The 26,191-nt window shown below is 36.5% G+C and carries 26 protein-coding genes and 2 pseudogenes; 16 read left to right on the top strand and 12 right to left on the bottom strand.

Annotated elements, in window-relative coordinates; translation table 11 throughout:
* Positions 1-62 precede the first annotated feature (62 nt).
* From HMPREF0819_RS06345 to HMPREF0819_RS08780, 3 genes and pseudogenes are all read left to right on the top strand, one after another.
* Positions 63-2,585, top strand: a complete 2,523-nt coding sequence (locus tag HMPREF0819_RS06345; RefSeq protein WP_044023387.1) for a YhgE/Pip domain-containing protein — start codon at positions 63-65, stop codon at positions 2,583-2,585.
* Positions 2,586-2,733: 148 nt separating this feature from the next.
* Positions 2,734-3,087, top strand: a complete 354-nt coding sequence (locus HMPREF0819_RS06340; RefSeq protein ID WP_004233620.1) for a DUF1304 domain-containing protein — start codon at positions 2,734-2,736, stop codon at positions 3,085-3,087.
* A gap of 78 nt (positions 3,088-3,165) precedes the next feature.
* A pseudogene (locus tag HMPREF0819_RS08780) lies at positions 3,166-4,516 on the top strand (IS3 family transposase).
* A gap of 281 nt (positions 4,517-4,797) precedes the next feature.
* On the opposite strand, the gene HMPREF0819_RS06325 reads toward HMPREF0819_RS08780, so the two are convergent.
* The 5 genes from HMPREF0819_RS06325 to HMPREF0819_RS06305 form a co-directional block, all read right to left on the bottom strand.
* On the bottom strand, positions 4,798-5,001 hold the full coding sequence (locus HMPREF0819_RS06325; protein WP_044023386.1) for a CsbD family protein: 204 nt from the start codon (positions 4,999-5,001) through the stop codon (positions 4,798-4,800).
* An 84-nt stretch (positions 5,002-5,085) separates the two neighbouring features.
* The gene (locus HMPREF0819_RS06320) at positions 5,086-5,646 is read right to left on the bottom strand and encodes an Asp23/Gls24 family envelope stress response protein (RefSeq protein ID WP_044023385.1); all 561 of its coding nucleotides are present in this window, start codon (positions 5,644-5,646) and stop codon (positions 5,086-5,088) included.
* Positions 5,647-5,660: 14 nt separating this feature from the next.
* Positions 5,661-5,831 carry a DUF2273 domain-containing protein gene (locus tag HMPREF0819_RS08775; protein WP_004233604.1) on the bottom strand — a complete coding sequence of 57 codons (171 nt, stop codon included), beginning with the start codon at positions 5,829-5,831 and terminating at the stop codon, positions 5,661-5,663.
* 11 nt (positions 5,832-5,842) lie between these two features.
* On the bottom strand, positions 5,843-6,409 hold the full coding sequence (gene amaP / locus HMPREF0819_RS06310; RefSeq protein WP_044023436.1) for an alkaline shock response membrane anchor protein AmaP: 567 nt from the start codon (positions 6,407-6,409) through the stop codon (positions 5,843-5,845).
* 61 nt (positions 6,410-6,470) lie between these two features.
* Positions 6,471-6,710, bottom strand: coding sequence for a GlsB/YeaQ/YmgE family stress response membrane protein (locus HMPREF0819_RS06305; protein ID WP_004233599.1), 240 nt, complete (start codon positions 6,708-6,710; stop codon positions 6,471-6,473).
* 613 nt (positions 6,711-7,323) lie between these two features.
* On the opposite strand from HMPREF0819_RS06305, the gene HMPREF0819_RS06300 reads away from it, so the two are divergent.
* Positions 7,324-7,977 (top strand): EcsC family protein, encoded by a 654-nt coding sequence (locus tag HMPREF0819_RS06300; protein ID WP_004233597.1) that lies wholly within the window; start codon positions 7,324-7,326, stop codon positions 7,975-7,977.
* Positions 7,978-8,456: 479 nt separating this feature from the next.
* On the opposite strand, the pseudogene HMPREF0819_RS06295 reads toward HMPREF0819_RS06300, so the two are convergent.
* The 3 genes and pseudogenes from HMPREF0819_RS06295 to HMPREF0819_RS06285 all read right to left on the bottom strand — a co-directional run.
* Positions 8,457-8,846: pseudogene (locus HMPREF0819_RS06295) on the bottom strand (tyrosine-type recombinase/integrase); the annotation flags it as partial.
* Between the two features lies 1 nt (position 8,847).
* On the bottom strand, positions 8,848-9,186 hold the full coding sequence (gene cadX / locus HMPREF0819_RS06290) for a Cd(II)/Zn(II)-sensing metalloregulatory transcriptional regulator CadX (RefSeq protein WP_000711078.1): 339 nt from the start codon (positions 9,184-9,186) through the stop codon (positions 8,848-8,850).
* Between the two features lie 11 nt (positions 9,187-9,197).
* Complete coding sequence (locus tag HMPREF0819_RS06285; RefSeq protein ID WP_004233592.1) at positions 9,198-9,812, bottom strand: CadD family cadmium resistance transporter; 615 nt, start codon at positions 9,810-9,812, stop codon at positions 9,198-9,200.
* Positions 9,813-9,840: 28 nt separating this feature from the next.
* Between HMPREF0819_RS06285 and HMPREF0819_RS09510 the strand changes: the two genes are divergently transcribed.
* Positions 9,841-10,026: a hypothetical protein gene (locus HMPREF0819_RS09510; RefSeq protein WP_004233591.1), complete on the top strand. Its 186-nt coding sequence runs from the start codon at positions 9,841-9,843 to the stop codon at positions 10,024-10,026.
* A 78-nt stretch (positions 10,027-10,104) separates the two neighbouring features.
* Here HMPREF0819_RS09510 and rpmG read toward each other — a convergent pair whose 3' ends face one another.
* Together rpmG and rpmF are read right to left on the bottom strand one after the other, a co-directional pair.
* Complete coding sequence (gene rpmG / locus HMPREF0819_RS06280) at positions 10,105-10,254, bottom strand: 50S ribosomal protein L33 (RefSeq protein ID WP_002262412.1); 150 nt, start codon at positions 10,252-10,254, stop codon at positions 10,105-10,107.
* 16 nt (positions 10,255-10,270) lie between these two features.
* Positions 10,271-10,447, bottom strand: a complete 177-nt coding sequence (gene rpmF / locus HMPREF0819_RS06275; protein WP_003066947.1) for a 50S ribosomal protein L32 — start codon at positions 10,445-10,447, stop codon at positions 10,271-10,273.
* Positions 10,448-10,735: 288 nt separating this feature from the next.
* Between rpmF and hisS the strand changes: the two genes are divergently transcribed.
* The 5 genes from hisS to HMPREF0819_RS06250 all read left to right on the top strand — a co-directional run bounded on the left by hisS (position 10,736) and on the right by HMPREF0819_RS06250 (position 17,273).
* Positions 10,736-12,013: a histidine--tRNA ligase gene (gene hisS / locus HMPREF0819_RS06270; protein ID WP_004233557.1), complete on the top strand. Its 1,278-nt coding sequence runs from the start codon at positions 10,736-10,738 to the stop codon at positions 12,011-12,013.
* A 155-nt stretch (positions 12,014-12,168) separates the two neighbouring features.
* A complete protein-coding gene (gene aspS, locus HMPREF0819_RS06265) occupies positions 12,169-13,917 on the top strand; it encodes an aspartate--tRNA ligase (RefSeq protein ID WP_004233556.1) in 1,749 nt (582 codons plus the stop codon).
* Complete coding sequence (locus HMPREF0819_RS06260; protein ID WP_004233554.1) at positions 13,910-14,848, top strand: YitT family protein; 939 nt, start codon at positions 13,910-13,912, stop codon at positions 14,846-14,848. Before aspS ends, HMPREF0819_RS06260 begins: the two co-directional genes overlap by 8 nt.
* Positions 14,849-14,888: 40 nt before the next feature.
* Positions 14,889-15,755, top strand: coding sequence for a YitT family protein (locus HMPREF0819_RS06255; protein ID WP_004233552.1), 867 nt, complete (start codon positions 14,889-14,891; stop codon positions 15,753-15,755).
* Between the two features lie 102 nt (positions 15,756-15,857).
* Positions 15,858-17,273, top strand: a complete 1,416-nt coding sequence (locus tag HMPREF0819_RS06250; RefSeq protein WP_004233550.1) for a prolyl oligopeptidase family serine peptidase — start codon at positions 15,858-15,860, stop codon at positions 17,271-17,273.
* A 28-nt stretch (positions 17,274-17,301) separates the two neighbouring features.
* Here HMPREF0819_RS06250 and HMPREF0819_RS06245 read toward each other — a convergent pair whose 3' ends face one another.
* Together HMPREF0819_RS06245 and argS are read right to left on the bottom strand one after the other, a co-directional pair.
* The gene (locus HMPREF0819_RS06245) at positions 17,302-17,595 is read right to left on the bottom strand and encodes a bacteriocin immunity protein (RefSeq protein WP_004233548.1); all 294 of its coding nucleotides are present in this window, start codon (positions 17,593-17,595) and stop codon (positions 17,302-17,304) included.
* 114 nt (positions 17,596-17,709) lie between these two features.
* On the bottom strand, positions 17,710-19,401 hold the full coding sequence (gene argS, locus HMPREF0819_RS06240) for an arginine--tRNA ligase (protein ID WP_004233546.1): 1,692 nt from the start codon (positions 19,399-19,401) through the stop codon (positions 17,710-17,712).
* A gap of 189 nt (positions 19,402-19,590) precedes the next feature.
* Here argS and argR point away from each other — a divergent pair, with 189 nt between their 5' ends.
* From argR to HMPREF0819_RS06210, 6 genes are all read left to right on the top strand, one after another.
* On the top strand, positions 19,591-20,028 hold the full coding sequence (argR, locus tag HMPREF0819_RS06235) for an arginine repressor (protein WP_004233543.1): 438 nt from the start codon (positions 19,591-19,593) through the stop codon (positions 20,026-20,028).
* Complete coding sequence (locus HMPREF0819_RS06230; protein WP_004233540.1) at positions 20,025-20,378, top strand: YlbF family regulator; 354 nt, start codon at positions 20,025-20,027, stop codon at positions 20,376-20,378. The genes argR and HMPREF0819_RS06230 overlap by 4 nt, the downstream gene beginning before the upstream one ends.
* Positions 20,365-22,935, top strand: coding sequence for a DNA mismatch repair protein MutS (gene mutS / locus HMPREF0819_RS06225; RefSeq protein ID WP_004233538.1), 2,571 nt, complete (start codon positions 20,365-20,367; stop codon positions 22,933-22,935). Before HMPREF0819_RS06230 ends, mutS begins: the two co-directional genes overlap by 14 nt.
* A gap of 113 nt (positions 22,936-23,048) precedes the next feature.
* Positions 23,049-24,992, top strand: a complete 1,944-nt coding sequence (gene mutL / locus HMPREF0819_RS06220; RefSeq protein WP_004233536.1) for a DNA mismatch repair endonuclease MutL — start codon at positions 23,049-23,051, stop codon at positions 24,990-24,992.
* Positions 24,993-25,586 (top strand): Holliday junction branch migration protein RuvA, encoded by a 594-nt coding sequence (gene ruvA / locus HMPREF0819_RS06215; protein WP_004233535.1) that lies wholly within the window; start codon positions 24,993-24,995, stop codon positions 25,584-25,586.
* Between the two features lie 29 nt (positions 25,587-25,615).
* Positions 25,616-26,173, top strand: a complete 558-nt coding sequence (locus HMPREF0819_RS06210) for a DNA-3-methyladenine glycosylase I (RefSeq protein WP_044023434.1) — start codon at positions 25,616-25,618, stop codon at positions 26,171-26,173.
* Positions 26,174-26,191 lie beyond the last annotated feature (18 nt).

The raw sequence follows: 26,191 nt of genomic DNA, 5'->3' as shown, positions 1-26,191 counted from the left end.
ATATCCTTGTATAATATATATTATCATAATTTTTGGACAGTGTGTCTAAATTAGGAGAAAATATGTTAGAAGAATTAAAAGCACTTATTAAAAATCCTAAACTTTGGGTAACAATGATTGGGGTTGCGCTTGTTCCAGCTCTTTATAACTTGTCATTCTTAGGCTCTATGTGGGACCCTTACGGTAGTTTAGATAACTTACCAGTGGCAGTTGTAAATGAGGACAAGACAGCAACGCTTAATGACAAGAAATTAACAATCGGTGACGACATGGTAGACAGCATGTCTAAAAATAAAGCTCTCGATTATCATTTTGTTAGTCAGAAAAAAGCTGATAAAGGCTTAAAAGATGGTGACTACTATATGGTTATCACTTTGCCAGAAGATTTGTCAGAGAAAGCTTCAAGCTTACTAACAGATAAACCGAAGAAACTGAACATTAAATATCAGACAACAGCTGGACGTAGCTTTGTCGCTTCTAAAATGAGCGAATCTGCGATGACCAAGCTTAAAGATACTGTTTCTGAAAATATCACGAAGACTTATACGAAAGCTGTATTCAAGAGCATGTCTGGTTTACAAGACGGTTTACAAGAAGCAAGTGACGGTGGCAATGAATTGCTCTCAGGAAGCCAACAGCTTGAATCTGGTAGTCAAACCATTACAGATAATCTCAACACAGCAGCATCAGGCAGCCAACAACTTGCTGATGGCTCAACAACACTTGCCAATGGTCTTGGTGAATATACAGCTGGTGTTGGAAAACTAGCACCTGGTCTTGATAAACTCTCTGGAGGTGTTTCAGCATATACCAATGGTGTCGGACAATTATCAGCTGGTTTGACAGAAAAATCAGGTAATATTTATGATTATGTCGATGGTGTTGGCAAATTATCAGCCGGTCAATCTGCCTTTGAAACAGCAGTAATTTCATATACTGATGGCGTAAGTCAGCTTTCAGCTGGTTTGACTCAATTAAATGCTAAATCTAAAAATTTAACTGATGGTATTAATCAATTACAAACAGAAAGTAGCAATAATCTAGATCAATTAATTGCAGGTGCGACTAACCTAAATAACGGCTTACAAGCCATTCAAAATGAACTAAATAATACAAGCTTGCCAGACATTTCAAATCTTAATAATTTAAATCAACTTGGACAAGATTTGTCTGCGATGAGTTCAGCGATTTCATCTATTAATAGTTCAGACTTGTCAGCAGTACAGTCAACGTCTGCTTACCAAGGTCTTAGCCCAGAACAACAAGCTGAAATTAATGCTGCTATCACTAATAATGGTGCAACAACTGCAAATAATTTAACAAGTCAAATTTCAGGTATTCAAACACAGCTTGCCTCACTTCAAGATTTATCAGCACAATTAACGAATTTATCAGCTCTTCTTGATAAAGTAGCTGCCTTAAAAGCGGCTAGTGCAGGAAGTCAACAATTAGTAGATGGTTTAACGCAATTTAAAGCAGGTTTGACATCAGATCAAGGTATTCCAGCTTTGGCTTCAGGTATTTCTAGCTATACAGCAGTTGTTGGTCAATTAACTACAGGAGCTAACCAAATAGTTGGTAATAATAAGTCATTACTAGATGCTGAATCTCGATTGAATTTAGGAAGTAGTGAATTAGCTTCTCACAATGATGAGGTGAAGGACGGTGTTAAACAGGCAACAGATGGCGCTAATCAACTCGATTCTAAAAGTGATGAGTTAAGAAGCGGTGCAAGTGAAGCAGCATCAGGTGCTAACAAGTTAGCTGCAAACAATGATAAGCTAAATAGTGGTGCTTCTCAATTGCAATCTGGTGCAGAAGCATTAGCTTCTGGTTCAAGTCAGTTAGCTGCTGGCAGTGGCACGTTGACAAGTGGATTGACAACGTTGACAAGCGGTCTTTCAACATTGTCCTCTTCACTTACAAATGCAAGTAAGCAATTATCACTTGTTTCTGTAACAAATAAGAACGCCAAGTTGGTTTCCAATCCTGTATCAACAAAAGAAACAGACCATGATAGCGTGAAAACAAATGGTATTGGTATGGCGCCTTACATGATTGCTGTGTCACTTATGGTTGTTGCTCTTTCAACAAACGTAATCTTCGCTGATTCATTATCAGGACGTCCTGTGAAGAATCGTTTTGAATGGGCAAAACAAAAATTGTTCATCAATGGTTTGATTTCAACAGCAGGTTCAATCATGCTTTATGTAGCTATTCAATTTCTTGGAGTTGAAGCTAACTATGGTTGGCAAACACTTCTCTTCATCATCTTGAGTGGGTGGACATTGATGGCACTTGTTACAGCCTTGGTCGGTTGGGATAACCGCTATGGTTCATTTGCTTCATTGCTTATGTTGCTCTTACAAGTAGGGTCTGCAGGTGGATCATATCCAATTGAACTTAGTCCGAAATTCTTCCAAGTTGTACATCCATATATGCCAATGTCCTACATTGTTTTAGGTTTACGTCAAACCATTTCAATGACATGCTCAATTGGAAAAGAAGTTGGTGTTCTAATTGGATTCCTTATTGCCTTCATGGTATTAGGACTTATCATTTATAGAAAACAAGATGCAGAGTGATAGATTTTCTATCCTCTGTTTTTTGTAAGCAAATCATTTGAAGAACTGTGTAGGTTTTTGTATACTTAACAAAAGTCACATAGTTTAGAAGTGTTTACGGCAGGTTTACAGGTTTGTAAAACTTTAAATTTATGAAAAGAGGAAAAACATGTCAATTATTACAATAGTTTTAGCTATTTTAGTAGCCTTAGAGCATTTTTACATCATGTATTTAGAAACTTTTGCGACGCAGTCCAAAGCGACAGCACGTGTCTTTAACATGTCAGAAGAAGAGTTACAACGTGAGTCTGTAACTAGTCTATTTAAAAATCAAGGAATTTATAATGGTTTGATTGCGGTATTTTTACTTTACGGTATCTTTACAGAAAATATTAGTATTGTGGTTATTTTTCTTTTGAACGTTATTTTGGCAGCAATTTATGGTAGCTTGACCGCTGATAAAAAAATCATACTTAAGCAAGGTGGCCTAGCTATTTTAGCTTTGTTAACATTTTTATTTTAATAAAATAAAAGGTATCGCATTGTGACCTGCACCCCAAAAGTTAGACAGAAAAAAATCTAACAATTGGGGTGTTTTTGTATGAAATTAAGTTATGAAGATAAACTCGAAATATATCAGTTAAGACAGGACAGCCTTTCCTAGCCTTATATTAGTCGAAAGTACGGTGTGTGTCTCTCCAATCTTAAAGACATGGTACGGCTTATGGAGAGACATGGCGTTGAGGTTGTTAGAAAAGGTAAAAATAACTATTATTCTCCAAACTTAAAGCAGGAAATCATTAATAAAGTTCTTATTGAAGGTCAATCTCAGCTCACTGTATCGCTTGATTATGCTCTTCCCCACCAGTCTATACTCACAAATTGGATAGCACAATAAAAGAAAACAGGTATACTATTGTTGAGAAAACAAGAGGGAGGCCAAGTAAGATGGGACGTAAACCCAAGAAAAAATGGGAAGAGATGACTGAACTAGAGCGTGTTCTTGAAGAGACTGAACGTCTTAGAACGGAGAATGCTTATCTAAAAAAGTTGAGAGAATTACGCTTGAGGGACGAAGCCTTACAGCGCAAAAGGTGGAGACAGTTAGAGAACTGGTCTCAGGAGGATTTCGATTAGACCTCTTACTGAAAACCGCTAAGCTAGCTCGCTCTACCAACTATTATCAGTTGAAACAGTTTAATAGAGCTAATAAAGATAAGAAAGTCAAAGAGATGATTCAAACCATTTACGTTGACTATAAGGGTAACTATGGTTACCGTCGTATTCATTTAGAACTAAGAAATCGTGGATTTGTTATCAACCATAAGAAGGTTCAACAGTTAATGACAGTCATGGGATTCGCTGCTCGTACTCGTTGTAAGCATAAATACTCGTCTTACAAGGGAGAGATTGGGGAAAGAGCTGATAAACTGATTCAACTTCAGTTTGAAGAGACCAAGCCTTATGAGAAATGTTATACAGATTTCACTGAATTCGCTCTACCAAACATTAAGGAGAACCTCTACTTATCTCCTGTTCTTGATGGCTACAATAGTGAGATTATTGACTTTACCTTATCACGCTCACCTGATTTAAAACAGGTCCAAACCATGCTTAAAAAAGCCTTTCCAGCTGACTCTTACAGATGGACTATTCTTCACAGCGATTAAGGGTGGCAATATCAACATCAGTCTTATCATGATTTTTTGGCATCTAAGGGAATCCGTCCGTCCATGCCTATGAAAGAGAATAGCCCAGATAATGGGATGATAGAGTCTTTCTTTGGCATCTTAAAATCTGAGATGTTTTACGGTTATGAAAAGACTCTTAAGTCGGTTGACAAGCTGGAACAAGCCATTACAGATTATATTTTTTATTACAACAATAAACGTATCAAGGCAAAATTAAAAGGACTCAGTCCTGTGCAATACAGAACTAAATCCTTATCATAATTAAGTGTCCAACTTTTGGGGGTCAGTACACTTCTATAGTTTAAACAAAACTACAGATTTTAGAGTGCTATTACTATCAAAAGGAATATACATATGAGGTTAGAAAGGATCTCAAATTAAACTAAAGAAAGCTGATTTTTCACCTGAGTAATATTGTAATGTTAGGAATTCGTCATAGATTTTGGTGTTGTTTTAAAAGTGAGTAGTTAGGAGTAAAACAACCTTAAATTTCTTGTAGAGTAATTTCCATGTTTTAAGTGAAAAATCAATCGATTTTAGAATTATTTATCGTCCTTTTTAACCATATTTTTAACGCCTTCAATACCCCCTTCAATAGCCTCTTTGGCATCTTCGGCAACTTCTTTAACTTTTGAAACTACTTTTTCAGCAGCTCCTTCTTTTTCAGTTTTTTTATCATCAGTTACTTTTCCGACACCTTCTTTAATAGTGCCTTTAGCTTGATTAAATTTTTCTTCTACTGACATGGTGTTATCCTCCATTGGAAAATCAGATTATTGAAAATGAACGTTTTTAAATAATTCATTTAAATTTTTTAGGCATAAAAGAATTTAGTGAACTCTTGGTTCTGCTTTAGCTGTCGCTTCAGAGACAGTTTCAACACCTTCACTAACTTTTTCCTTTACAGCTGAGAAGCCATCACTCAATCCCTGTTTTGCGCTTCCAAACTTATCGGAAGTAAATTCACTTGTTGATTGAACAACTCCAGTTACTCGGTCTTGTAGGCTTACTGAGTCTGCTTCATGTTGCTCTTTAGTCTTGATATCAACAACATCTACATTAACTTCAACTACCTCCAAATCAGTCATCTTAGAAATTTCTGAAACAACAACCTCTTTGATTTTCTTGTATAGTTCAGGAACATTCTTTTGATATTCGACAATTACGTTCAAATCAACAGCAACTTGCTCTTTACCAACTTCCACATTGACTCCGCTTGCAACGTTATCAGTGTTGACAAGTTTTTCACTTAGGTTTGAGAAAAAGCCTCCATCAATAGCCAGCAAACCTGGAATATTTTCTAAAGAAAGGCCAATAATTTTTTGAATGACTTTATCTTCGTAGGTCAATTCGCCTTTTATTTCTTCTACTTTTTTTTCTACTTTTGACATATGCATTTCCTTTACTATTTAAATAATTGTTTTTGTTGAATATAATATCCAATTCCAACTCCTAGAGTGGCACAAATCAAGACAAATAAAGTCTTAAAAAAACCATAGGATAGGATGAAGCAAGCTAAGATAACACCTGCCAATCCGAAAAGAAATGGATATTGGTATTTTTTTAACCATTCCATTTTTTACTTCCTTACTTTACACGACTAACAGTTTTTTTACGTGGTGGTTTTGGCTTGTATTCTTTTACAGAAATATACAATTTTACACGATGATTCATTCCAAAAAACTGTGTCAATCCATTAGCAATCTCATCTTTAATTATTTGAGTTCGTTTAATAATGTTGTCCGATGGAAGCATTTGTCCTTCTACGTGAACTAAACATTTATTCTTACGACTGTTTACCTTAATAGTAGGATCCTTTATAAAATTGTGATTAGCAACCACACAACGCACAAATCCTTCAATAGCTGAATTTTTTAATTTTAGTTCACCATCAACATCAGGTAATTGAATCTCTAAATATTGTTTAGGATAAAAGAGTGTAACAAGCATTAGAAATAACACTACAGCTGAAAGTACTAGAGTACCCCAGAAAATATATCTTGAAAGATAAAAGTCTAAAAAGGAAATTTGTTTCCAATCAACTAAATGAAGTCCTAAGCCACTGACTTTATGATAATCTAGCAAAATAGGAATCAAAATTGTCAAGATTAAAATACATAAAATAAGGTAAAGTATTTTTTTGGTTTTTGACATATCGAATCCTTTCATCAACAGAATTTGAACTTTAATCTATTCCTGTCAAAAAGATTCAAGTTCATTCATTTTTCCCTAGGAAAAATGATACTACTGCAACAACAATGACTGCTCCTAAGATTGATGGAATTAATGCCATTCCAGCTAGACTAGGTCCCCATGCACCGAAAAGTAATTGACCAACAGATGAACCGACTAAACCTGCAATGATATTAGCGATTATTCCCATGTAGCCTCCCTTTTTAGTGATTCCACCAGCAATAAAACCTATAAGGCCTCCTACGATAATAGCCCAAAGCATAATGTCTCCCCCTTTCTAAATTGAGGAATGTTAGATTATTTGGAAAATCAAACAATCTAAAGAGTTACATTTTAGCTAAAATATTTTTATATTAATCTTAATAATCATAAGATTAATGTCAGTATATACTTGTTAATAACAGTATAATTTATTCAAAATGATAAGTCAATTAAAATGTTTCCGTTTACAAAAGAAGAGTAAAAACCGTTAGCCGTTTTTGTAAACGATTGCATAGATTTGCAAGTATTTTATGCTATGATTCTTGTAGTTTTTTGAACAGTTTCGTTAATACTCTACATATATAGTTGTTATTATTAGACCATTCTTATAATTGAATGATTCATCAATAAAACCTTTGATTGTGTTAGTATGACCATAAGATTTTTAGCCAATTAAAATGTTAAAAAAAACTCCCTAAGAAGTGAGAGTGACGAGAGTAGAAATAAAATGTATAATTGAAATGTGTAAACAGTTTTTTTATTTTATATCCCCTCTAACAAAGAATATTTTATCATATTTAATATAAATGTATCTCTATAAGAGAAAAGTGGTACAATATTCGAAAATATAAAAAAATCAGAATTTATACTTAGGATTAAAATTATGGTAAATAATGAAGAAATTGTTGAATTTGGATAAGGATTGGTACGTATTAAATGGCGTTTCTATGGTTAGTAAGCCAATCGATAGTTTTGCAGATGATTATTTAAGTAAATATGATTCCAAAGAAAAAGCTTGCAAAGAAATGTTAAACAAACAAATGATAAAATGTACCACGTCAGGAGTTGTTAGTGGATTAGGAGGTATTATTACTTTGCCAGTTGCAGTACCTGCCAATATTGCGAATGTATTATATGTGCAGATGCGTATGATAGCTTGTTGTGCATATATGGCTGGGTATGATTTAAAAAGCAATCAACCCCAGACATTAGTTTATGCTTGTTTAGCTGGTGTTGCAGTCAATCAGATATTAAAGAAGGCTGGAATTAAGCTAGGAGAAAAAGTAGCAATAAAGATGGTGGAGAAAATCCCTGAGAAAGTACTTATTTCGATTAATAAGAAAATCGGTTTCAGATTAATTACTAAATTTGGAAATAAAGGGATTGTTAATTTAGGGAAATTAGTTCCAGGTGTAGGAGCTGTAGTCGGTGGCGGTTTAGACTATTTAGAAACAAAAATGATTTCAGAAAGAGCATATAAATGGTTTTTTGAAAATAAGTTTGATGAAAAAAATAGTAATATAGAAACAAAGAGATTACAGAATTAAGAAATCATCTTCACTACAATAATTCTTAGAATGAAAAATACTTTAAATATTTTACTGAGCCAAATAGTTGGCTAAATAAAATATTCAAGGCATTTCGAATTTATTATACGAGATGCTTTTTGTGTTTATGAGATTTCGTTCTAAAAGGTACTAATAACAATAAGTCGATTCTTCCAACATCTATTGCTCAATGGGAAGACTTGTTTATTGATGTTATATAATGAATAAGGAGTCATAACCTTTAATTTAAAAAGGTAGAGAAAAAGGTAGAGATTGAATTGAAATACAGTGTAATATACTGCATTTTACAAAAAGAAAAAACGCTTGAAATCAGCGTTTTTCTTTTGTATTGATTCGTATTGAATCCCTATTTCACCTCAGTAAAGGTTAAGTATTTTCTATTTTAGCTGTTAGAAACGTTTATATATCAACGTTTTTGTAATGTTCCTTAGTAAAAGGTAGAGTGAATGGTAGAGTAGTTATTGCGTTAGTTCAGCAATTTTATCAAGATAAATACCAACAGCTTCTAACTTTCGTTGAGGTGCTAATTCAGCGTAAGTATCCATTGTGGTTGAAATTGATTTATGTCCCATTCTCACTTGAAGCTCTTTCCAATTTGTGCCAGCATTAAGCAACATTGAAGCATGAGTGTGTCGGAATAAATGGAAACCATAATCTGGTAATCCTAGCCCTGCTAATCTATTCTTGAGAGTTGTTCGCTCGTTTCTATCACACATATAGTTTCCGTATATTGTTGGGAAAATCAGTTTTGTTTCAGGTCTATTGTGTAATTTAAGATACTCGTTCATTTCATTGTGAAAATCTCGAAGTTCTTCAAGTATAGACAAAGGAACTGGAATAGAGCGATTGTTATCCTAGTTGATTAAAAAAATCTCTGATTTCCTCATCTTTTATAAAATAATATATAATTTTCCCCTCTCTTCTAGTGTCCAAGATGTTTTGATTGGCTAGTTTGCGAAGATGATGGGAGGCAGATGCCATACTGAGATTTAGTAAACAGGCTATATCGCAGACACAGAGTTCTTCGACGGCAAGGAGATAAAAGATGATATTTATCTGTTTATTATCGGTAAATTTTGATAAAATGCGAAGTGATTTTTGGACTTTTTCCTTTTCAAGGTAGTTCGTTGCGGTTGTAACATTTTGTTGATTAATAACATCCACTTGACAGATACTATCTTTTTTCATAATTTTTTCTCCTAGCCTAACACAGCCCATAGCATGTCAAAGCTGTTGTTTTCAATCAGGATATACATCCCCAATCCTAAATAGACAACGGCAATAAACCATCTGCTATATTTTTCCAAAGTTTCTCCAATAGAAGGGACTTGTGCCAATTTTTGGGCAGAAAAAACCAAGAGATAAATCATGACTAGAAAAGTAAGTAAAGTCACTATCAAATTCGCTAAATTTAAGGTGGTAAAATATGGGACAAAGACACCAATATTGTCAGCGCCACAACTTGCAAAAGTAATCATAGCGACTAGAAAGATCAGGTTTTTATTGTCTTTTCGCAAACCATCTTTTGCAATAGCTTCTCCATCAGAATCTCCTAAAAGCAAAACTTTGAGGCCTAGGAAAATTGGAATCAAACCGAGTAAACCTAAAATCTCTTTACTAGGAATATAATTTAAGACAAATGCAAAAAGCAAACTTAGCAATATTAGACTAACAGAACCTAGAAATTGTCCTAAATAGATGTTAATGATGTCTTTTCTGCTTTTTCTTTTGGCAAAAAATAACATTAGGATAATAAGTAAGTCTACGGCTGTCCCAGAATACAGGATTATTGAAGTAACAACATTTTGAATCATAAAACACCTCATTCAAATATATTTTTGAATGTATTCTAACATTAAACTTTGTAGATGTCAACTTAAAATCCACCAAAATATAGATAAGAAGTTAGTGTACCAAATATTAAAAAGCCCTGCCATCGAAATGATAGCAGGGCTTAACTTCAATATCCAGATGATATATTTATCTAAAAAAGGTAGAGTAAAAGGTAGAGTTTGTATTGATTTGTAGTGCGATATAATGAGTTTCAAAAAATCAAAAATCGCTTAAAATCAATGTTTTGACGTCTAATGACGTGTAGTGAACCCCTTACTTAACTTCAGTAAAGATTACGTGTTTACGCAATTTTGGTGAGTATTTTTTCAATTGAAGACGGTCTGGAGTGTTACGTTTGTTTTTTGAAGTAAGGTACAAGCGTTCACCAGATTCTTTGTGTTCAAGTGTAATATTTACGCGCATGGTATCTCCCTTCTAATTATTTAGCTGCTTTAGCGATTTTACGTCCTTTGTAGTATCCTTTAAGTGATACACGGTGAGAACGTGAGTAATCTCCAGTAGTTTCGTCAAATTTAACTGATGGAGCAGTCAATTTGTAGTGTGTACGACGTTTGTTTTTCTTCGCTTTTGAAGTGTGACGTGCAGGTACTGCCATGTTTTATTTCCTCCGATAATATTTTTAATTTGTTCTTGATTTTGAATCAACTTTAACATAATAACATATCTTTTTTGTAAAGTAAAGTTACTTGACAAAAAAATTGAAAAAGTTGGTAATTTAACGTTTTCAGGCGAGTTTGGGTTTAATAAAATACGAAAAATAAATAGTCCCTTCTTCTTTAGCTGCCCTTTTTATGATAAAATAAAGAGTGATTGAATAGCTACAATAGTAGAAAGGAATTAATGGGCTGAATTTGCAAAAATTTGGTGCCGGTATATCTTATTTATGAAATTACAAAAACCTAAAGGAACACAAGATATTTTACCTAGCGAAAGTGCTAAATGGCAATATGTCGAAGCCGTTGCGCGTGAAACTTTTAAGAAATATAACTACAGCGAAATTCGTACACCAATGTTCGAACATTACGAAGTTATCAGCCGTTCTGTCGGTGACACAACTGATATCGTAACAAAAGAAATGTATGATTTCCATGATAAAGGTGATCGTCATATCACTTTGCGTCCAGAAGGAACAGCGCCAGTGGTTCGTTCTTTTGTGGAAAATAAATTATTTGCACCAGAAGTTCAAAAACCAGTTAAAATGTACTACATTGGCTCAATGTTCCGTTACGAACGTCCACAAGCTGGTCGTTTACGTGAATTCCACCAAGTTGGTGTTGAGTGCTTTGGTTCAGCAAATCCAGCGACAGACGTTGAAACAATCGCTATGGCTTACCAATTGTTCCAAACATTGGGAATCAAAGATGTGACACTTCACTTGAACACTCTAGGAAGTGCTGCTAGCCGCGCGGCTTACCGTCAAGCTTTGATTGATTATTTGACACCAATGCGTGACAAATTGTCAGCAGATAGCCAACGTCGTTTGGATGAAAACCCACTTCGTGTTCTTGACTCAAAAGAAAAAGAAGATAAAGTAGCTGTTGAAAATGCACCTTCAATTCTTGATTACCTCGATGAAGAAAGTCAAGCTCATTTTGATGCTGTGCGTGAAATGCTTGATACGCTTAACATTCCATATGTTATCGATACAAACATGGTTCGTGGACTTGATTACTATAACCACACAATCTTTGAATTCATCACAACAGTTGATAAATCAGATTTGACAATTTGTGCTGGTGGTCGCTACGACAGCCTTGTTGAATACTTTGATGGACCAGAAACACCAGGATTTGGTTTTGGACTTGGTATTGAACGTTTACTTCTTATCTTGGAAAAACAAGGTATCGAGTTGCCAGTTGAAAAAGAAATGGACACATACATTGCTGTTTTGGGTCAAGGTGCTAACATTAAAGCTCTTGGGCTTGTTCAAGCAATCCGTAACCAAGGTTTCTCAGCTGAACGCGATTACCTTGGACGTAAAATCAAAGCTCAATTCAAATCAGCTGATGCTTTCAACGCCAAAACAATTATCACATTAGGTGAAAGTGAAATTGAAGCTGGTCAAGTAACTGTGAAAAATAACAAAACTCGTGAAGAGGTTTCAGCAAGCTTTGCTGAAATCGAGTCAAACTTCGGTGAAATCTTGGCAAAACTAAGCTAAGAATAGCTAAAATTCAAGGCGTTATGGATGCCATGCTAATGAAAAGGCTTAATGAGAAAAGAATTCGAAAAACTCCGCCACATGGGTGGGGTTTTTCTTTGCTTTTTGCTATAATAGATAAGAATGAATAAATTTTAAACGGAGAATCGTATCAAATGAAACGTACAATGTATGCTGGTCGTGTTCGCAGCGAACACATTGGTCAAGAAATTACCTTAAAAGGTTGGGTCGGACGTCGTCGTGACCTAGGTGGACTTATCTTCATCGATCTTCGTGACCGTGAAGGAATTATGCAACTAGTCATTAATCCAGAAAAAGTTTCAAGTGATGTTATGGCGACAGCAGAAAAACTTCGTAACGAATTCGTTATCGAAGTTACTGGTGAAGTTGCACAACGTGAACAAGCAAACAAAAACTTGCCAACTGGTGAAGTTGAGTTGAAAGTAACTGCTTTGACAATCTTGAATACAGCTAAAACAACACCATTTGAAATCAAAGATGATGTTGAAGTCAGTGATGATAACCGTCTTCGTTACCGTTACTTGGATCTTCGTCGTCCAAAAATGCTTAACAACTTTAAATTGCGTGCAAAAGTTACTCACTCAATCCGTAACTACTTGGATGGTCTTGAATTTATCGATGTTGAAACACCAATGTTGACAAAATCAACTCCAGAAGGTGCACGTGACTACTTGGTACCAAGTCGTGTTAACCAAGGTCATTTCTATGCTTTGCCACAAAGTCCACAAATCACAAAACAATTGTTGATGAATGCTGGTTTTGACCGCTACTATCAAATTGTTAAATGTTTCCGTGACGAAGACTTGCGTGGTGACCGTCAACCTGAATTTACACAGGTCGATATGGAAACATCATTCTTGTCAGATAAAGATATCCAAGATATCACTGAAGGAATGATTGCAAAAGTCATGAAAGATACTAAAGGAATCGACGTTACATTGCCCTTCCCACGTATGTCTTATGACGATGCGATGAACAATTACGGTTCAGATAAACCTGATACACGTTTTGAAATGCTTTTACAAGACTTGACAGAGCTTGTCAAGGATGTTGACTTCAAAGTCTTCTCACAAGCTCCAGTCGTAAAAGCAATTGTTGTTAAAGGTAACGCTGATAAATACTCACGTAAAAACATTGATAAATTAACTGAATTCGCAAAACAATTCGGTGCTAAAGGTCTTGCTTGGGTTAAATTCACAGATGGTTCTCTAAACGGACCTGTTGCTAAATTCTTGACAACTATTGAAGATGAGTTGACAGCAAGTTTACAACTTGAAGATAACGATTTGGTTCTCTTTGTAGCTGATACATTTGAAGTTGCTAACAATACACTTGGTGCCCTTCGTACTCGTATCGCTAAAGAACTTGATATGGTTGACAACTCTAAATTCAACTTCCTTTGGGTTGTTGATTGGCCAATGTTTGAATGGTCTGAAGAAGAAGGACGTTACATGTCAGCTCACCACCCATTTACATTGCCAACTGAAGAATCAGCTCACGAATTAGAAGGTGACCTTGCTAAAGTTCGTGCCGTTGCATACGATATCGTTCTTAATGGTTATGAACTTGGTGGTGGTAGTCTTCGTATTAACCAACGTGAATTGCAAGAACGTATGTTCAAAGCTCTTGGCTTTACAGCTGAAGAAGCAAATGACCAATTTGGTTTCTTGCTAGAAGCTATGAACTATGGTTTCCCACCACACGGTGGACTTGCTATCGGTCTTGACCGCTTCGTTATGCTTCTTGCTGGTGAAGATAACATTCGTGAAGTTATTGCTTTCCCTAAAAATAACAAAGCAACTGACCCAATGACACAAGCACCAAGTCTTGTTTCAGATAAACAATTAGATGAATTGGCTTTAGCAATCGGAAACAATGATTAAGAAAACATCTTTGAAAAAGAAAACAAAGTTTATTGTTAGCCGTTGGGCAGAAAGATATGGTCTGTTAAAGACAATGCAAAGCATTTCAAGAGAGAAGTACGCGGAAAAAATTTCCGCTTCTCTTTTTTATGGCTTGCTTTCTGCTATCGCGGTGAATTTCTTCTTCCAACCAGGTCACGTCTATTCAAGTGGTGCAACAGGTTTGGCACAGGTTTTGTCAGCGATTAGCGAGCGTTTGATTGGCTTTAGATTGCCGATTTCTATCGTTTTTTATGCCATTAACTTGCCGCTATTAATCTTGGCTTGGTATAAAATTGGCCATAAATTTACCGTTTTTACCCTGATTACAGTTTCCATGAGTTCATTCTTCATCCAAATTGTTCCAGAAATTACGCTAACAACTGATCCACTTGTCAATGCTATTTTTGGTGGTTTGGTTATGGGTACTGGGGTTGGATTTAGTTTGAAATCTCGTATTTCTAGTGGTGGTACTGATATCGTCAGTCTGACCATTCGCAAGAAAACAGGTCGTGATGTTGGAAGCATTTCTCTCATGGTAAACGGTGTTATTATGGTATTTGCCGGAATTTTATTCGGTTGGCAGTATGCCCTTTACTCAATGGTGACGATTTTCGTCTCTAGCCGAGTGACAAATGCTATTTTCACCAAACAAAAGAAAATGCAAGCAATGATTGTGACAAGTTGTCCTGAGAAAGTTATCGCTATGATTCATACCAAACTTCATCGTGGTGTGACACAGATAAACGATGCTGAGGGAACTTATAATCACGAAAAGAAAGCAGTTCTATTAGCTATTATTACTCGAGAAGAGTACAATGATTTCAGATATTTAATGAGGAAAACAGATCCAAAGGCTTTCGTTTCGGTTGCTGAAAATGTTCATATTATTGGACGTTTTGCTGATGATTAGTCTTTTGAGGTTAGCTTTTCTATAATGAAGGGGTGTAAACATGGCTCAAAAACTTAGACAAATTCGAAGTTTACTATTGATTGCTCTAGGTGTAGCGATTTATACGTTTGGCTTTGTTAAATTTAATATGGCAAACGCTCTTGCTGAAGGTGGTGTTGCTGGGGTGACTTTGATTATCCATGCTCTTTATGGTGTCGACCCTGCTTACACTTCCCTTATTTTAAATATTCCTTTGTTTATTTTAGGGGCACGTATTTTGGGTAAAAAATCGCTGGCTCTGACTATTTATGGAACAGTTCTATTGTCATTCTTTATTTGGTTCTGGCAACAGATACCAGTGAAGATTGTTCTCCAAAATGATATGATGTTGGTTGCGGTTGTTGCTGGTTTATTTGCTGGTGCCGGCAGTGGACTTGTTTTCAGATATGGGGCAACGACAGGTGGTACAGATATCATTGGTCGAGTGATTGAAGAAAAATTTGGCTTTAAATTGGGTCAAACCCTTCTCTTTGTCGATGCGCTTGTTCTTTTAGCTTCTCTTGTGTACATTGACTTGCAACACATGCTTTATACTTTGGTAGCAAGTTTTGTTTATAGTCAAGTGTTGACAATCGTGCAAAATGGTGGGTACACTGTACGTGGTATGATTATCATTACGCAAAAATCAGAGGAAGCAGCAGCGGCAATTCTTAATGAAATTAATCGTGGTGTGACTTACCTAAACGGACAAGGTGCTTACTCAGGAAATGAAAAGAATATCTTATATGTTGTTTTGAATCCGAGTGAAGTTCGTGATGTCAAAGCAATTATGGCTGGTTTAGATCCTGATGCTTTTATCTCTATTATTGATGTAGATGAAGTAGTGTCATCCGATTTTAAAATTAGACGAAAAAATTATGATAAATGATAAAAAGACGTGGTGTATTGCACCCGTTTTTTTAATTGACATTAGAAACAAAAATTCATAAACTATAGGAAAATGATTTCAAGGTTTAGGAAGTGATTTGATATGGAAAAAAGAATAGATGTGGCAATTGCTAAAGTTTCAATGATTATTAAAGGTTATGAATGTGGGCCTGGCGTCCCAAGACTACTTGTGCACCTAACACATAAAGTATCAGAAGTTGTATCTGATAAGCTTACAGTAACAACTGCAGGTAAAGAACGCCAGATTAGTCGAGTATATTTAGCAGATAATAAAGGACAAGAAGTTACTGGTAATAGTGATTATTTAGTTATTCAAATGCCTGTGACCTTTGATAATCAGAAAAATGCTACCATAGCCTGCCCTTTTTATTATAATCTAGAAACTCTGCATAATACTTGGGTAGAAGATTATCCAGTTACTCTAAAAGCTTTAGGAGTGAGGGTTGACGGTGATTTAGTTGAATTATCTGGTAGTTATGATATTATCAATAACCGTCTTTTACCTGATACAGAGGTTTTTAGTAAGCGAGGTTTTTATTCTGGCACTTATCTTAATCCTCTAACAAAACAAAAAGAAAACTTCACCCTTCAATATGTATCGTATGAGCCCAAAGCACAAGAAGAAAGTTTTCCTTTATTGATTTGGCTTCACGGTCAAGGAGAAGGAGGAACAGATACTGATATTACCTTGTTAGGAAATGAGGTGGTAGCTCTAGCTAAGCCCGCTATTCAATCCCATTTTACAGCTGGTAAGCAAACAGGCGCTTATGTTTTAGCTATTCAGACTCCAACTTATTGGATGGATGAAGGTGATGGGACAAATGGTGCTGGCGCTGGTGATTCATGCTATACTGAGGTTTTGATGGATACGATTAAGACTTATGTTGCGAATACTCCCGCTATTGATAAGAAACGAATTTATCTAGCAGGTTGTTCAAATGGTGGTTACTTGACCTTGAATTTGGCGATTCGTAACCCTGGGTACTTTGCTGCCCTTGTTCCACAAGCTGCCGCTTATTCTTATTATCAATATGAGCGTAATAGCGATGGCACCTATGTAATAGCTTTTAGTGATACACCTACATTTGTTAAGACAGATAAGGTTTATTTTGATAAGGATAAGCTTGCTGCTCTCAAGGATACTCCAATTTGGTTCATTCACGCAGCAAATGACACAATTGTTAATCCAAAGGATTACGCACTGCCTATTTATAAGGCTTTGATTGATAGTGGAGCTGAGAACAAGTGGTTTTCTTACTTTGAAAGTGTCGAGGGAACAGACATGCAAGGTGTCTCTTACATTGGGCATTTGTCTTGGATTTATTTCTTTAAAGACCAAGTGTCAGGGGTGCAGGATGTCTCTGCTATCAAAAGTGCGAAAGACTTATCAGGCTTTTCTCCAAGTAATAAAGGAAAAGGCGGCACAAGCACAACTAAAGTCTCAGGGCAAACCTATCACAATATCTTTGATTGGTTAAATGACCAGAAGAAAGCATAAAAAAAGACCGTTAAAACAGTCTTTTTGACTATGGATGAAAGAGGCTGCCTAACATAATAGCAGTAGCGGCATAACCTTTATATTTTTCAGGGCTATCAGCAATTTCTTTGTAAAGTGCTGTAATTTCAGGTGATGTCTTGAGTTTATGCGTTAGCACATACATAGAAATGGCATGAGCTAATTTGGTACGTGCTAGTTGATCGTGTTCGTTTTTTTCCAAATCTTTAGCAAGTGCAAAGATGTCTGTTTTTAGAGGTTCGCTATCAGGTAAGCTAGCATAAGCTTTACTGAGCAATTCCATGAGATGATTTTCCATTGTCATAATAAAAATCTCCTTTATGATTATGGCAATAGTTTATTATTTTAGCTCAAAAAGGTCAAGAAAAAAGAGAGTCGACAGATTCCAACTCTCTTTTTTATATATTGTCAGAAATGATTACATTTCGTTTGGTGTTTCAACGCCAAGAAGACGAAGTGCTTCTTTAAGAACAGTAGCAGTTGCGTAGCTGAGAGCTAGACGGCTGTCACGTTCCGGATTTTCGTCAAGGATACGTGTGTGTGCGTAATATTTGTTGAAGCTTTGTGCAAGGCTGATAGCGAATTTTGCAATGATTGATGGCTCAAAATTGTCAGCTGCACGTTTGATAATACGTGGGAAGTCTTGGATAAGTTTGATAATTTCCCAGCTTTCAGCATCGTTAAGGCTGTAAACGTCATTTACAGATGGTGTAAACTCAGCTTTGCGAAGGATTGATTGGATACGAGCGTGAGTGTATTGAACATAAGGTCCAGTTTCACCTTCAAATGATACCATAGCATCAAGGTCAAAGTCATAACCATTCAAGCGGTCTGTTTTCAAATCGTAGAATTTGATTGCTCCAACACCAACGGCGTGAGCGACAGCTTCTTTGTTAGCAAGGTTAGGATTTTTAGCGTTGATTTGGTCTTCAGCGCGTTTAACAGCTTCAGCGATTGTTGGTTCAAGAAGGATAACATTACCTTTACGAGTTGATAGTTTTTTACCTTCTTTTGTAACAAGACCAAATGGCACGTGAGTAATATCTTCATTCCATTTGAAGTCCATTTCGTTAAGAACGGCTTTTAATTGTTTGAAGTGAGCTGATTGTTCGTTACCAACGACGTAGATGGCTTTGGCAAAGTCATAAGTACGTTTGCGGTAAAGAGCGGCAGCCAAGTCACGTGTGATGTAAAGTGTTGCACCGTCAGATTTTTTGATAAGTGCTGGGTGTTCGATACCATATTTTTCAAGGTTAACAACTTGAGCACCTTGAGATTCTTCAAGAAGACCTTTTTCAGTCAAGATATCGACAACTTCATCCATTTTGTCATTGTAGAAAGCTTCACCGTTAAAGCTATCAAATGAAACACCAAGTTCATTGTAAAGGCGGTTGAATTCTACAAGACTTTCGTCACGGAACCATTGCCATAGTGAGATAGCTTCTTCGTCGCCTGCTTCCAATTTACGGAACCATTCGCGAGCTTCTTCATCAAGTTCTGGTTTAGTTTCAGCTTCAGCGTTGATACGAACGTAAAGTTTCAAGAGTTCGTCGATTGGATGAGCTTTAACAGCTTCTTCGTCACCCCATTTTTTGTAGGCAACAATCAACATACCGAACTGTTTACCCCAGTCACCAAGGTGATTGATTTTAACAGCTTTATAACCGATTTTTTCAAAAATATTAGCCAAGCTATCACCGATAACAGTTGAACGAAGGTGTCCAATTGAGAATGGTTTAGCGATGTTTGGGCTAGACATATCGATAGCAACATTGCGACCTTGTCCTAAATCTTGGCTAGCATAGTCGCTTCCGTTTGCGATAACTTTTCCTAGAACATCAGCAGAGATGCTTTTTTTATCAAGGAAGAAGTTGATGTATGGACCAACAGCTTCAATTTTTTCAAAACCTGTTTTATCCAATTTTTCAGCAATATCAGCTGCAATCATTTGTGGTGCTTTACGGAGGATTCGAGCCAATGAGAATGCAGGGAAAGCAAGGTCACCCATATCAGAATTTTTTGGGATTTCAAGCAGATTAACAATTTGTTCTTGGTCTAATTCTGGAACAATAGTTTGAATGCGTTCTGCAATTGTACGTTTAGTATCCATGATTTTCTCCTAAATTAGTTAGTCATATTATTTTAACATAAAAATAAGAAATAAACGAGGTTCCTGTCAAGAAAACGTTTGAAGTAAGAAAAATTAAGCTATTAAAGGAAAGATGGGCTGTGAAAGGGTGAAAATATTTTATTTTTTTGGTATAATTTTAAGGATAAATATACACAAAGGGAAACTTAGATGAATAAAATAGAACGTCAAAATCGAATCAAACGATTGATTCAATCTGGGCATATTGGAACCCAAGAAGAAATCAAGCGACATTTGCAAGAAGAAGGTATTAACGTCACACAAGCAACCCTATCACGTGACCTTCGTGAGATTGGGCTCTTAAAATTGCGTGATGCTTCTGGAAAACTTTATTACAGTTTGTCTGAAACGTCAGAGACAACTTTTGGAGCTAACATTCGCTCATATATTTTGAAAGTGGCTCGTGCTGGTTTCATGCTTGTGCTTCATACTAATCTTGGGGAAGCTGATGTTTTGGCAAACTTGATTGACAGTAGCGATATTTCAGAAATCCTTGGAACCGTAGCAGGTGCTGATACGCTATTGGTTATTTGCAAGGATGAAGAAACTGCTCAAGCATTTGAGCGTGATTTAGCAACAGGGCTATGATTGACTATAATCAAGCCGTTGAACATTTGGTTGAAACTATCCAAAAGCATGATAGCGTAGTCGAATTTCAAAAGGCAGAAAAAAAGATTAAAGAATTTCCAGAACTAGACAGTTTGGTCAAAGAGATGAAGGCATACCAGCAAGAAGCTGTTTTATTTCAAAAGATTGATAAAACAGTTGCTGAGAAAACTGCTGGTATGCAGGCTGACCAGCTGCAAGAGGAATTATCAGAACTTCCAATTGTTAAAGATTATCGTGATAAAATGCAAGATGCGAGTGATCTGATTCAATATATTACAAACAGCTTGGAAATGAAAATTAACGAGGAGTTAAGTGATGACAAAAGATAAAATTTCTCCAGGCATGCAACAGTATTTGGATGTTAAAAAAGACTATCCAGATGCTTTTTTACTTTTCCGCATGGGAGATTTTTACGAATTATTTTACGATGATGCAGTTAAGGCTGCACAGATTTTAGAGATTAGTTTGACTAGTCGAAATAAAAACGCTGAAAATCCTATTCCAATGGCAGGGGTACCATATCACTCAGCTCAGCAATATATTGATGTCCTTGTTGAAATGGGCTACAAAGTTGCGATTGCAGAACAAATGGAAGATCCCAAGAAAGCAGTCGGTGTTGTAAAACGTGAAGTTGTTCAAGTCATTACGCCAGGTACGGCAGTTGATTCGACAAAACCTGACAATGCCAATAATTTCTTGGTGGCTATTGATTCTGATGGCAAGACTTTTGGTTTAGCCTACATGGATGTGTCGACAGGTGAGTTTTATGCGACAAGTCTGTCAGATTTTGCCAGTCTTAAAAGTGAAATCCTAAACCTTAAAGCACGTGAGATTGTTGTTGGCTACGAACTTTCAGAAGAAGAAAAACACAGTCTTGTTAAACAACTCAACTTGCTTTTATCGTTTGAACAAGAGCGTTTTGAAGATGTGCACTTGATTGATTCTAATTTGGCATCTTTGGAGATTTCAGCTGCTGAGAAATTACTACAGTACGTCCATACCACTCAAAAACGTGAGCTCAGCCATTTGCAAAAATTGGTTCACTATGAAATCAAAGATTATCTTCAAATGTCTTATACGACAAAATCAAGTCTTGATTTGTTAGAAAATGCACGTACAAGCAAGAAACACGGTAGTCTTTATTGGTTACTTGATGAGACAAAGACTGCTATGGGTATGCGTCTTTTGCGTAATTGGATTGACCGTCCTTTGGTTAATCGAGAACAAATCGAAGAACGTCAAAATATCATTCAAGTTTTCTTAGACAATTTCTTTGAGCGTAGTGATTTGACGGATAGTCTTAAGGGTGTTTATGATATTGAACGCTTGGCGAGTCGTGTGTCATTTGGTAAAGCTAATCCAAAAGACCTTCTTCAACTCGGTCATACTTTGGGGCAAGTGCCTACTATCAAGGCTATTTTGGAATCCTTTGAAAGTCCATACCTTGACAAACTTGTCAACAGCATTGACACTCTTCCTGAGTTGGAATCATTGATTAGCTCTGCTATTGCCCCAGATGCTCAAGCTGTTATCACAGAAGGTAGTATCATTAGAACTGGTTTTGATGAGACTTTGGATAAATACCGCAAAGTCATGCGTGAAGGCACAAGCTGGATTGCTGAGATTGAAGCCAAAGAACGTGCCGCAAGTGGTATTACAAATCTAAAAATTGATTACAATAAAAAAGATGGCTATTATTTCCATGTCACAAATTCTAACCTTTCTTTAGTGCCAGATTATTTCTTCCGTAAAGCAACTTTGAAGAATTCAGAACGTTTTGGTACGGCAGAACTGGCTAAAATTGAAGGTGAAATGTTAGAAGCGCGTGAACAATCAGCAAGCCTAGAATACGATATTTTCAAGCGTGTTCGTGCGCAGGTTGAACGTTATATTTCTCGTTTGCAAGACTTAGCAAAAGCCATTTCAACAGTCGATGTTTTGCAAAGTTTAGCTGTGGTTGCTGAAAACAATCATTATGTACGTCCAACTTTCAACGATAGCCATGAGATTAAGATTGAAAAAGGTCGCCATGCCGTTGTTGAAAAAGTCATGGGCACTCAGGAATATATTCCAAATACGATTACATTTGGTAGAAATACTAATATTCAGTTGATTACTGGTCCTAATATGAGTGGTAAGTCAACTTATATGCGTCAGCTAGCATTGACTGTTATCATGGCACAAATGGGGTCTTATGTCGCTGCTGAAAGTGTCAGCCTACCAGTCTTCGATGCTATTTTCACACGTATTGGTGCAGCAGATGACTTGATTTCAGGTCAGTCAACCTTCATGGTAGAAATGATGGAAGCTAACCAAGCTATTAAACGTGCTAGTGATCAGTCTTTGATTCTCTTTGATGAATTGGGACGTGGTACGGCTACCTATGATGGTATGGCTTTGGCACAATCTATTATTGAGTATATTCATGACCATATTGGGGCTAAAACGATGTTTGCAACGCACTATCATGAATTGACAGCTCTGTCAACGACGTTGACACACCTTGTCAACGTCCATGTTGCAACCCTTGAACGTAATGGTGATGTGACTTTCCTTCACAAGATTGCAGAAGGACCAGCTGATAAATCCTATGGTATTCACGTTGCAAAAATTGCAGGCCTACCAGAAGACTTATTGCAGCGTGCAGACAGCATTTTAACTAATCTTGAATCAGGTGCTGCGCAGCATCATTTGACACCAGAAGTTGACAGTGAACCCTTAGCAACTGAGTCAGAAGTTTCAGAACCTGTAGCGGAGCAATTAAGTCTTTTTGCAGAAGATTCTTCTAATCAAGAAGTGATTGAAGCACTTAAGAAAGTTGATTTGATGAACTTGACACCTATGCAGGCTATGAATGTCATCTATGAATTGAAAAATATGTTATAAATAAGGAGGCAATCAAAAAAGGATTGCCTTTTTACTTTGTGTTATAATTAGAGGTAAACAATCGTTAATGAAAGGAAGATAGGCAGCCTTTGAGCGCTTCTATCAGATAAATTATGAGTAAAATTATCGAGTTACCAGAGGTTCTAGCCAACCAAATTGCTGCTGGTGAGGTTATTGAACGCCCGGCTAGCGTGGTCAAGGAATTAGTAGAAAATTCGATTGATGCTGGAAGCAGTCAGATTACTATTGAAATCGAAGAGTCTGGTTTGAAAAAAATCCAAGTTACTGATAACGGTGAGGGAATTGCTCAAGAGGATGTTGCTCTTAGTTTGCACCGTCACGCGACTAGTAAAATTAAAAGTCAAGCCGACCTGTTTCGAATCAGAACGCTTGGTTTCCGTGGCGAAGCCATTCCTTCCATCGCTTCAATCAGTCATTTTACGGTGAAAACAGCAACGGCTGATGAAAATTATGGGACGCTTTTGATTGCTAAGGGTGGCGAAATTGAAAAACAAGAGCCAATCTCAACGCCCGTTGGAACAAAAATTACAGTTGAAAATCTGTTTTACAACACACCAGCTCGTCTTAAGTATATGAAGAGTCTACAGTCAGAGTTGGCACATATTGTTGATGTGGTCAATCGTTTGAGTTTGGCACATCCTGAAATTGCCTTCACTTTGATTAATGATGGACGTCAGATGACAACGACATCAGGTACTGGAGATTTGCGCCAAGCGATTGCTGGGATTTATGGCTTAAACACAGCTAAGAAGATGATTGAGATTTCAAATGCAGATCTTGATTTTGAAGTATCAGGTTACATTAGTTTACCTGAATTGACGCGTGCGAATCGTAATTATATTACGATTTTGATTAACGGACGTTACATCAAAAATTTCTTACTGAATCGTGCCATCTTGGACGGCTATGGTTCAAAATTGATGGTTGGTCGTTTCCCGATTGCTGTCATTGATATCCAGATTGACCCTTATCTTGCTGATGTCAATGTTCATCCAACAAAGCAAGAAGTTCGTATTTCAAAAGAAAAAGAACTGATGACTCTCATCAGCTCAGCTATTGCAGAGAGTTTACGTGCTCAGGATTTGATTCCAGATGCTCTTGAAAATCTAGCTGAGTCAAGCACTCGTGGCATGCCTAAACCAGAGCAAACGAGTCTTCCCCTAAAACAATCAAATCTTTATTATGACAAAGAGCGTCATGATTTCTTTGTGAAATCAGATACTGTTGAAGAGCAGCCAGTTCAGCTGTATAATGAGGTTGACACACCTGTCAAGGAAGTTGACAAACAGTCTTCAGTCAAATACGCACAGCGTTCTACTCAGGGAAACCTTGCAGATGGCGAGCATGATGACCTTGATTTCAAAAATAAATCTAAAATTAATAAGTTGCTCGAAAATCTTGATGGTGAAGAATCATCAACTTTCCCTGAACTTGATTATTTTGGTCAGATGCATGGGACATATCTTTTTGCGCAAGGAAACGGTGGACTTTATATCATTGACCAACATGCGGCGCAGGAACGTGTTAAATATGAATATTATCGTGACAAAATTGGTGACGTCGATGCTTCACTCCAACAATTGCTCATGCCATATTTGTTTGAGTTTTCTGGAGCAGATTTTATCAAGCTTCAAGAAAAAATGGAGCTTTTAAATCAAGTTGGCATCAATCTAGAACCATATGGGAACAATACATTTATTCTTCGTGAACATCCTATTTGGATGAAAGAAGAGGAGATCGAATCGGCTGTTTATGAAATGTGTGATATGTTGCTTTTGACGAATGAAGTATCTGTCAAAAAATACCGTGCAGAGTTAGCGATTATGATGTCATGTAAACGTTCAATTAAAGCTAATCACACTCTTGATGATTATTCAGCACGTCAACTTTTAGTGCAATTATCACAATGTAAGAATCCGTATAACTGTCCACACGGTCGTCCTGTCCTGGTCAATTTTACCAAATCAGACATGGAAAAGATGTTCCGTCGTATTCAAGAAAATCATACAAGTTTAAGAGAGTTAGGAAAATACTAAATGTACGATTATATCAAAGGAAAATTAACTAAAATTACTGCAAAATATATTGTCGTTGAAGCTGGAGGATTAGGCTACATTATCAACGTTGCTAATCCATATAGTTTTTCTGACTTGATGAATCAAGATGTTCAAATCTACCTTCATCAAGTTGTTCGAGAAGATGCACAGCTTTTGTTTGGCTTTCATACAGAAGATGAAAAAGCAGTCTTTCTTAACCTTATTTCAGTTTCTGGAATTGGTCCGACAACAGCGTTAGCGATTATCGCAGTGGATGATAATGAAGGTCTCGTAACTGCTATTGACAATAGTGATATTCGTTATCTGATGAAATTTCCAAAAATCGGTAAAAAAACAGCTCAACAAGTGGTGCTTGATTTAGCTGGTAAGTTTGCTGATGTTTCTATGGAAAATGGCTTAGCTTCTCAGGCAAAAGCAGTGGCAAACGAACAGCTTGAAGAGGCCATGGAAGCTCTTTTGGCACTTGGCTATAAGGCAGCAGAACTTAAGAAAATTCGTAAGTTCTTTGAAGGTACAAATGAAACCGCAGAACAATACATCAAATCAAGCCTTAAGATGTTGATGAAGGGCTAGTTATTAAGGAATTACAGGAGATGTTTCACATGAAACGTTGTAGTTGGGTAAGGGAAAATAATCCTTTGTATGTTGTTTATCATGATACTGAGTGGGGAAAGCCACTGCATGATGATCAAGCACTTTTTGAGCTTTTATGTCTTGAAACTTATCAAGCGGGACTTTCTTGGGAGACTATTCTTAATAAGCGCGCAGCATTTAAACAATCTTTTTATGACTACGATGTGACAAAAGTGGCGCAAATGACTGATGAAGAACTTGAAATGCTTCTTCAAAATCCTGAAATTGTTCGAAATCGTCGTAAGATTTTTGCGACACGTACAAATGCTAAAGCTTTTATCAAGATTCAGAAAGAATTTGGCTCTTTTGATGAGTATCTTTGGCGTTGGGTTGGTTACGCTCCTATCATAAATGAGGTGGAGGATTACGCGAATTTTCCAGCTAGCACGCCTTTATCTGAAAATCTTTCTAAGGAGTTAAAAAAACGTGGCTTTAAATTTGTAGGTCCTGTTTGTGTTTATTCTTTTCTTCAGGCAGCAGGTTTGGTAAATGACCATGAAATAGATTGTGATTTTAAATCAATTTAGTCATCTGATAGTGTCAGG

It is taken from the genome of Streptococcus equinus ATCC 9812, from assembly GCF_000187265.1.
Taxonomy (GTDB): Bacteria; Bacillota; Bacilli; order Lactobacillales; family Streptococcaceae; genus Streptococcus; species Streptococcus equinus.
This window is presented reverse-complemented; position numbering and strand designations above follow the sequence as displayed.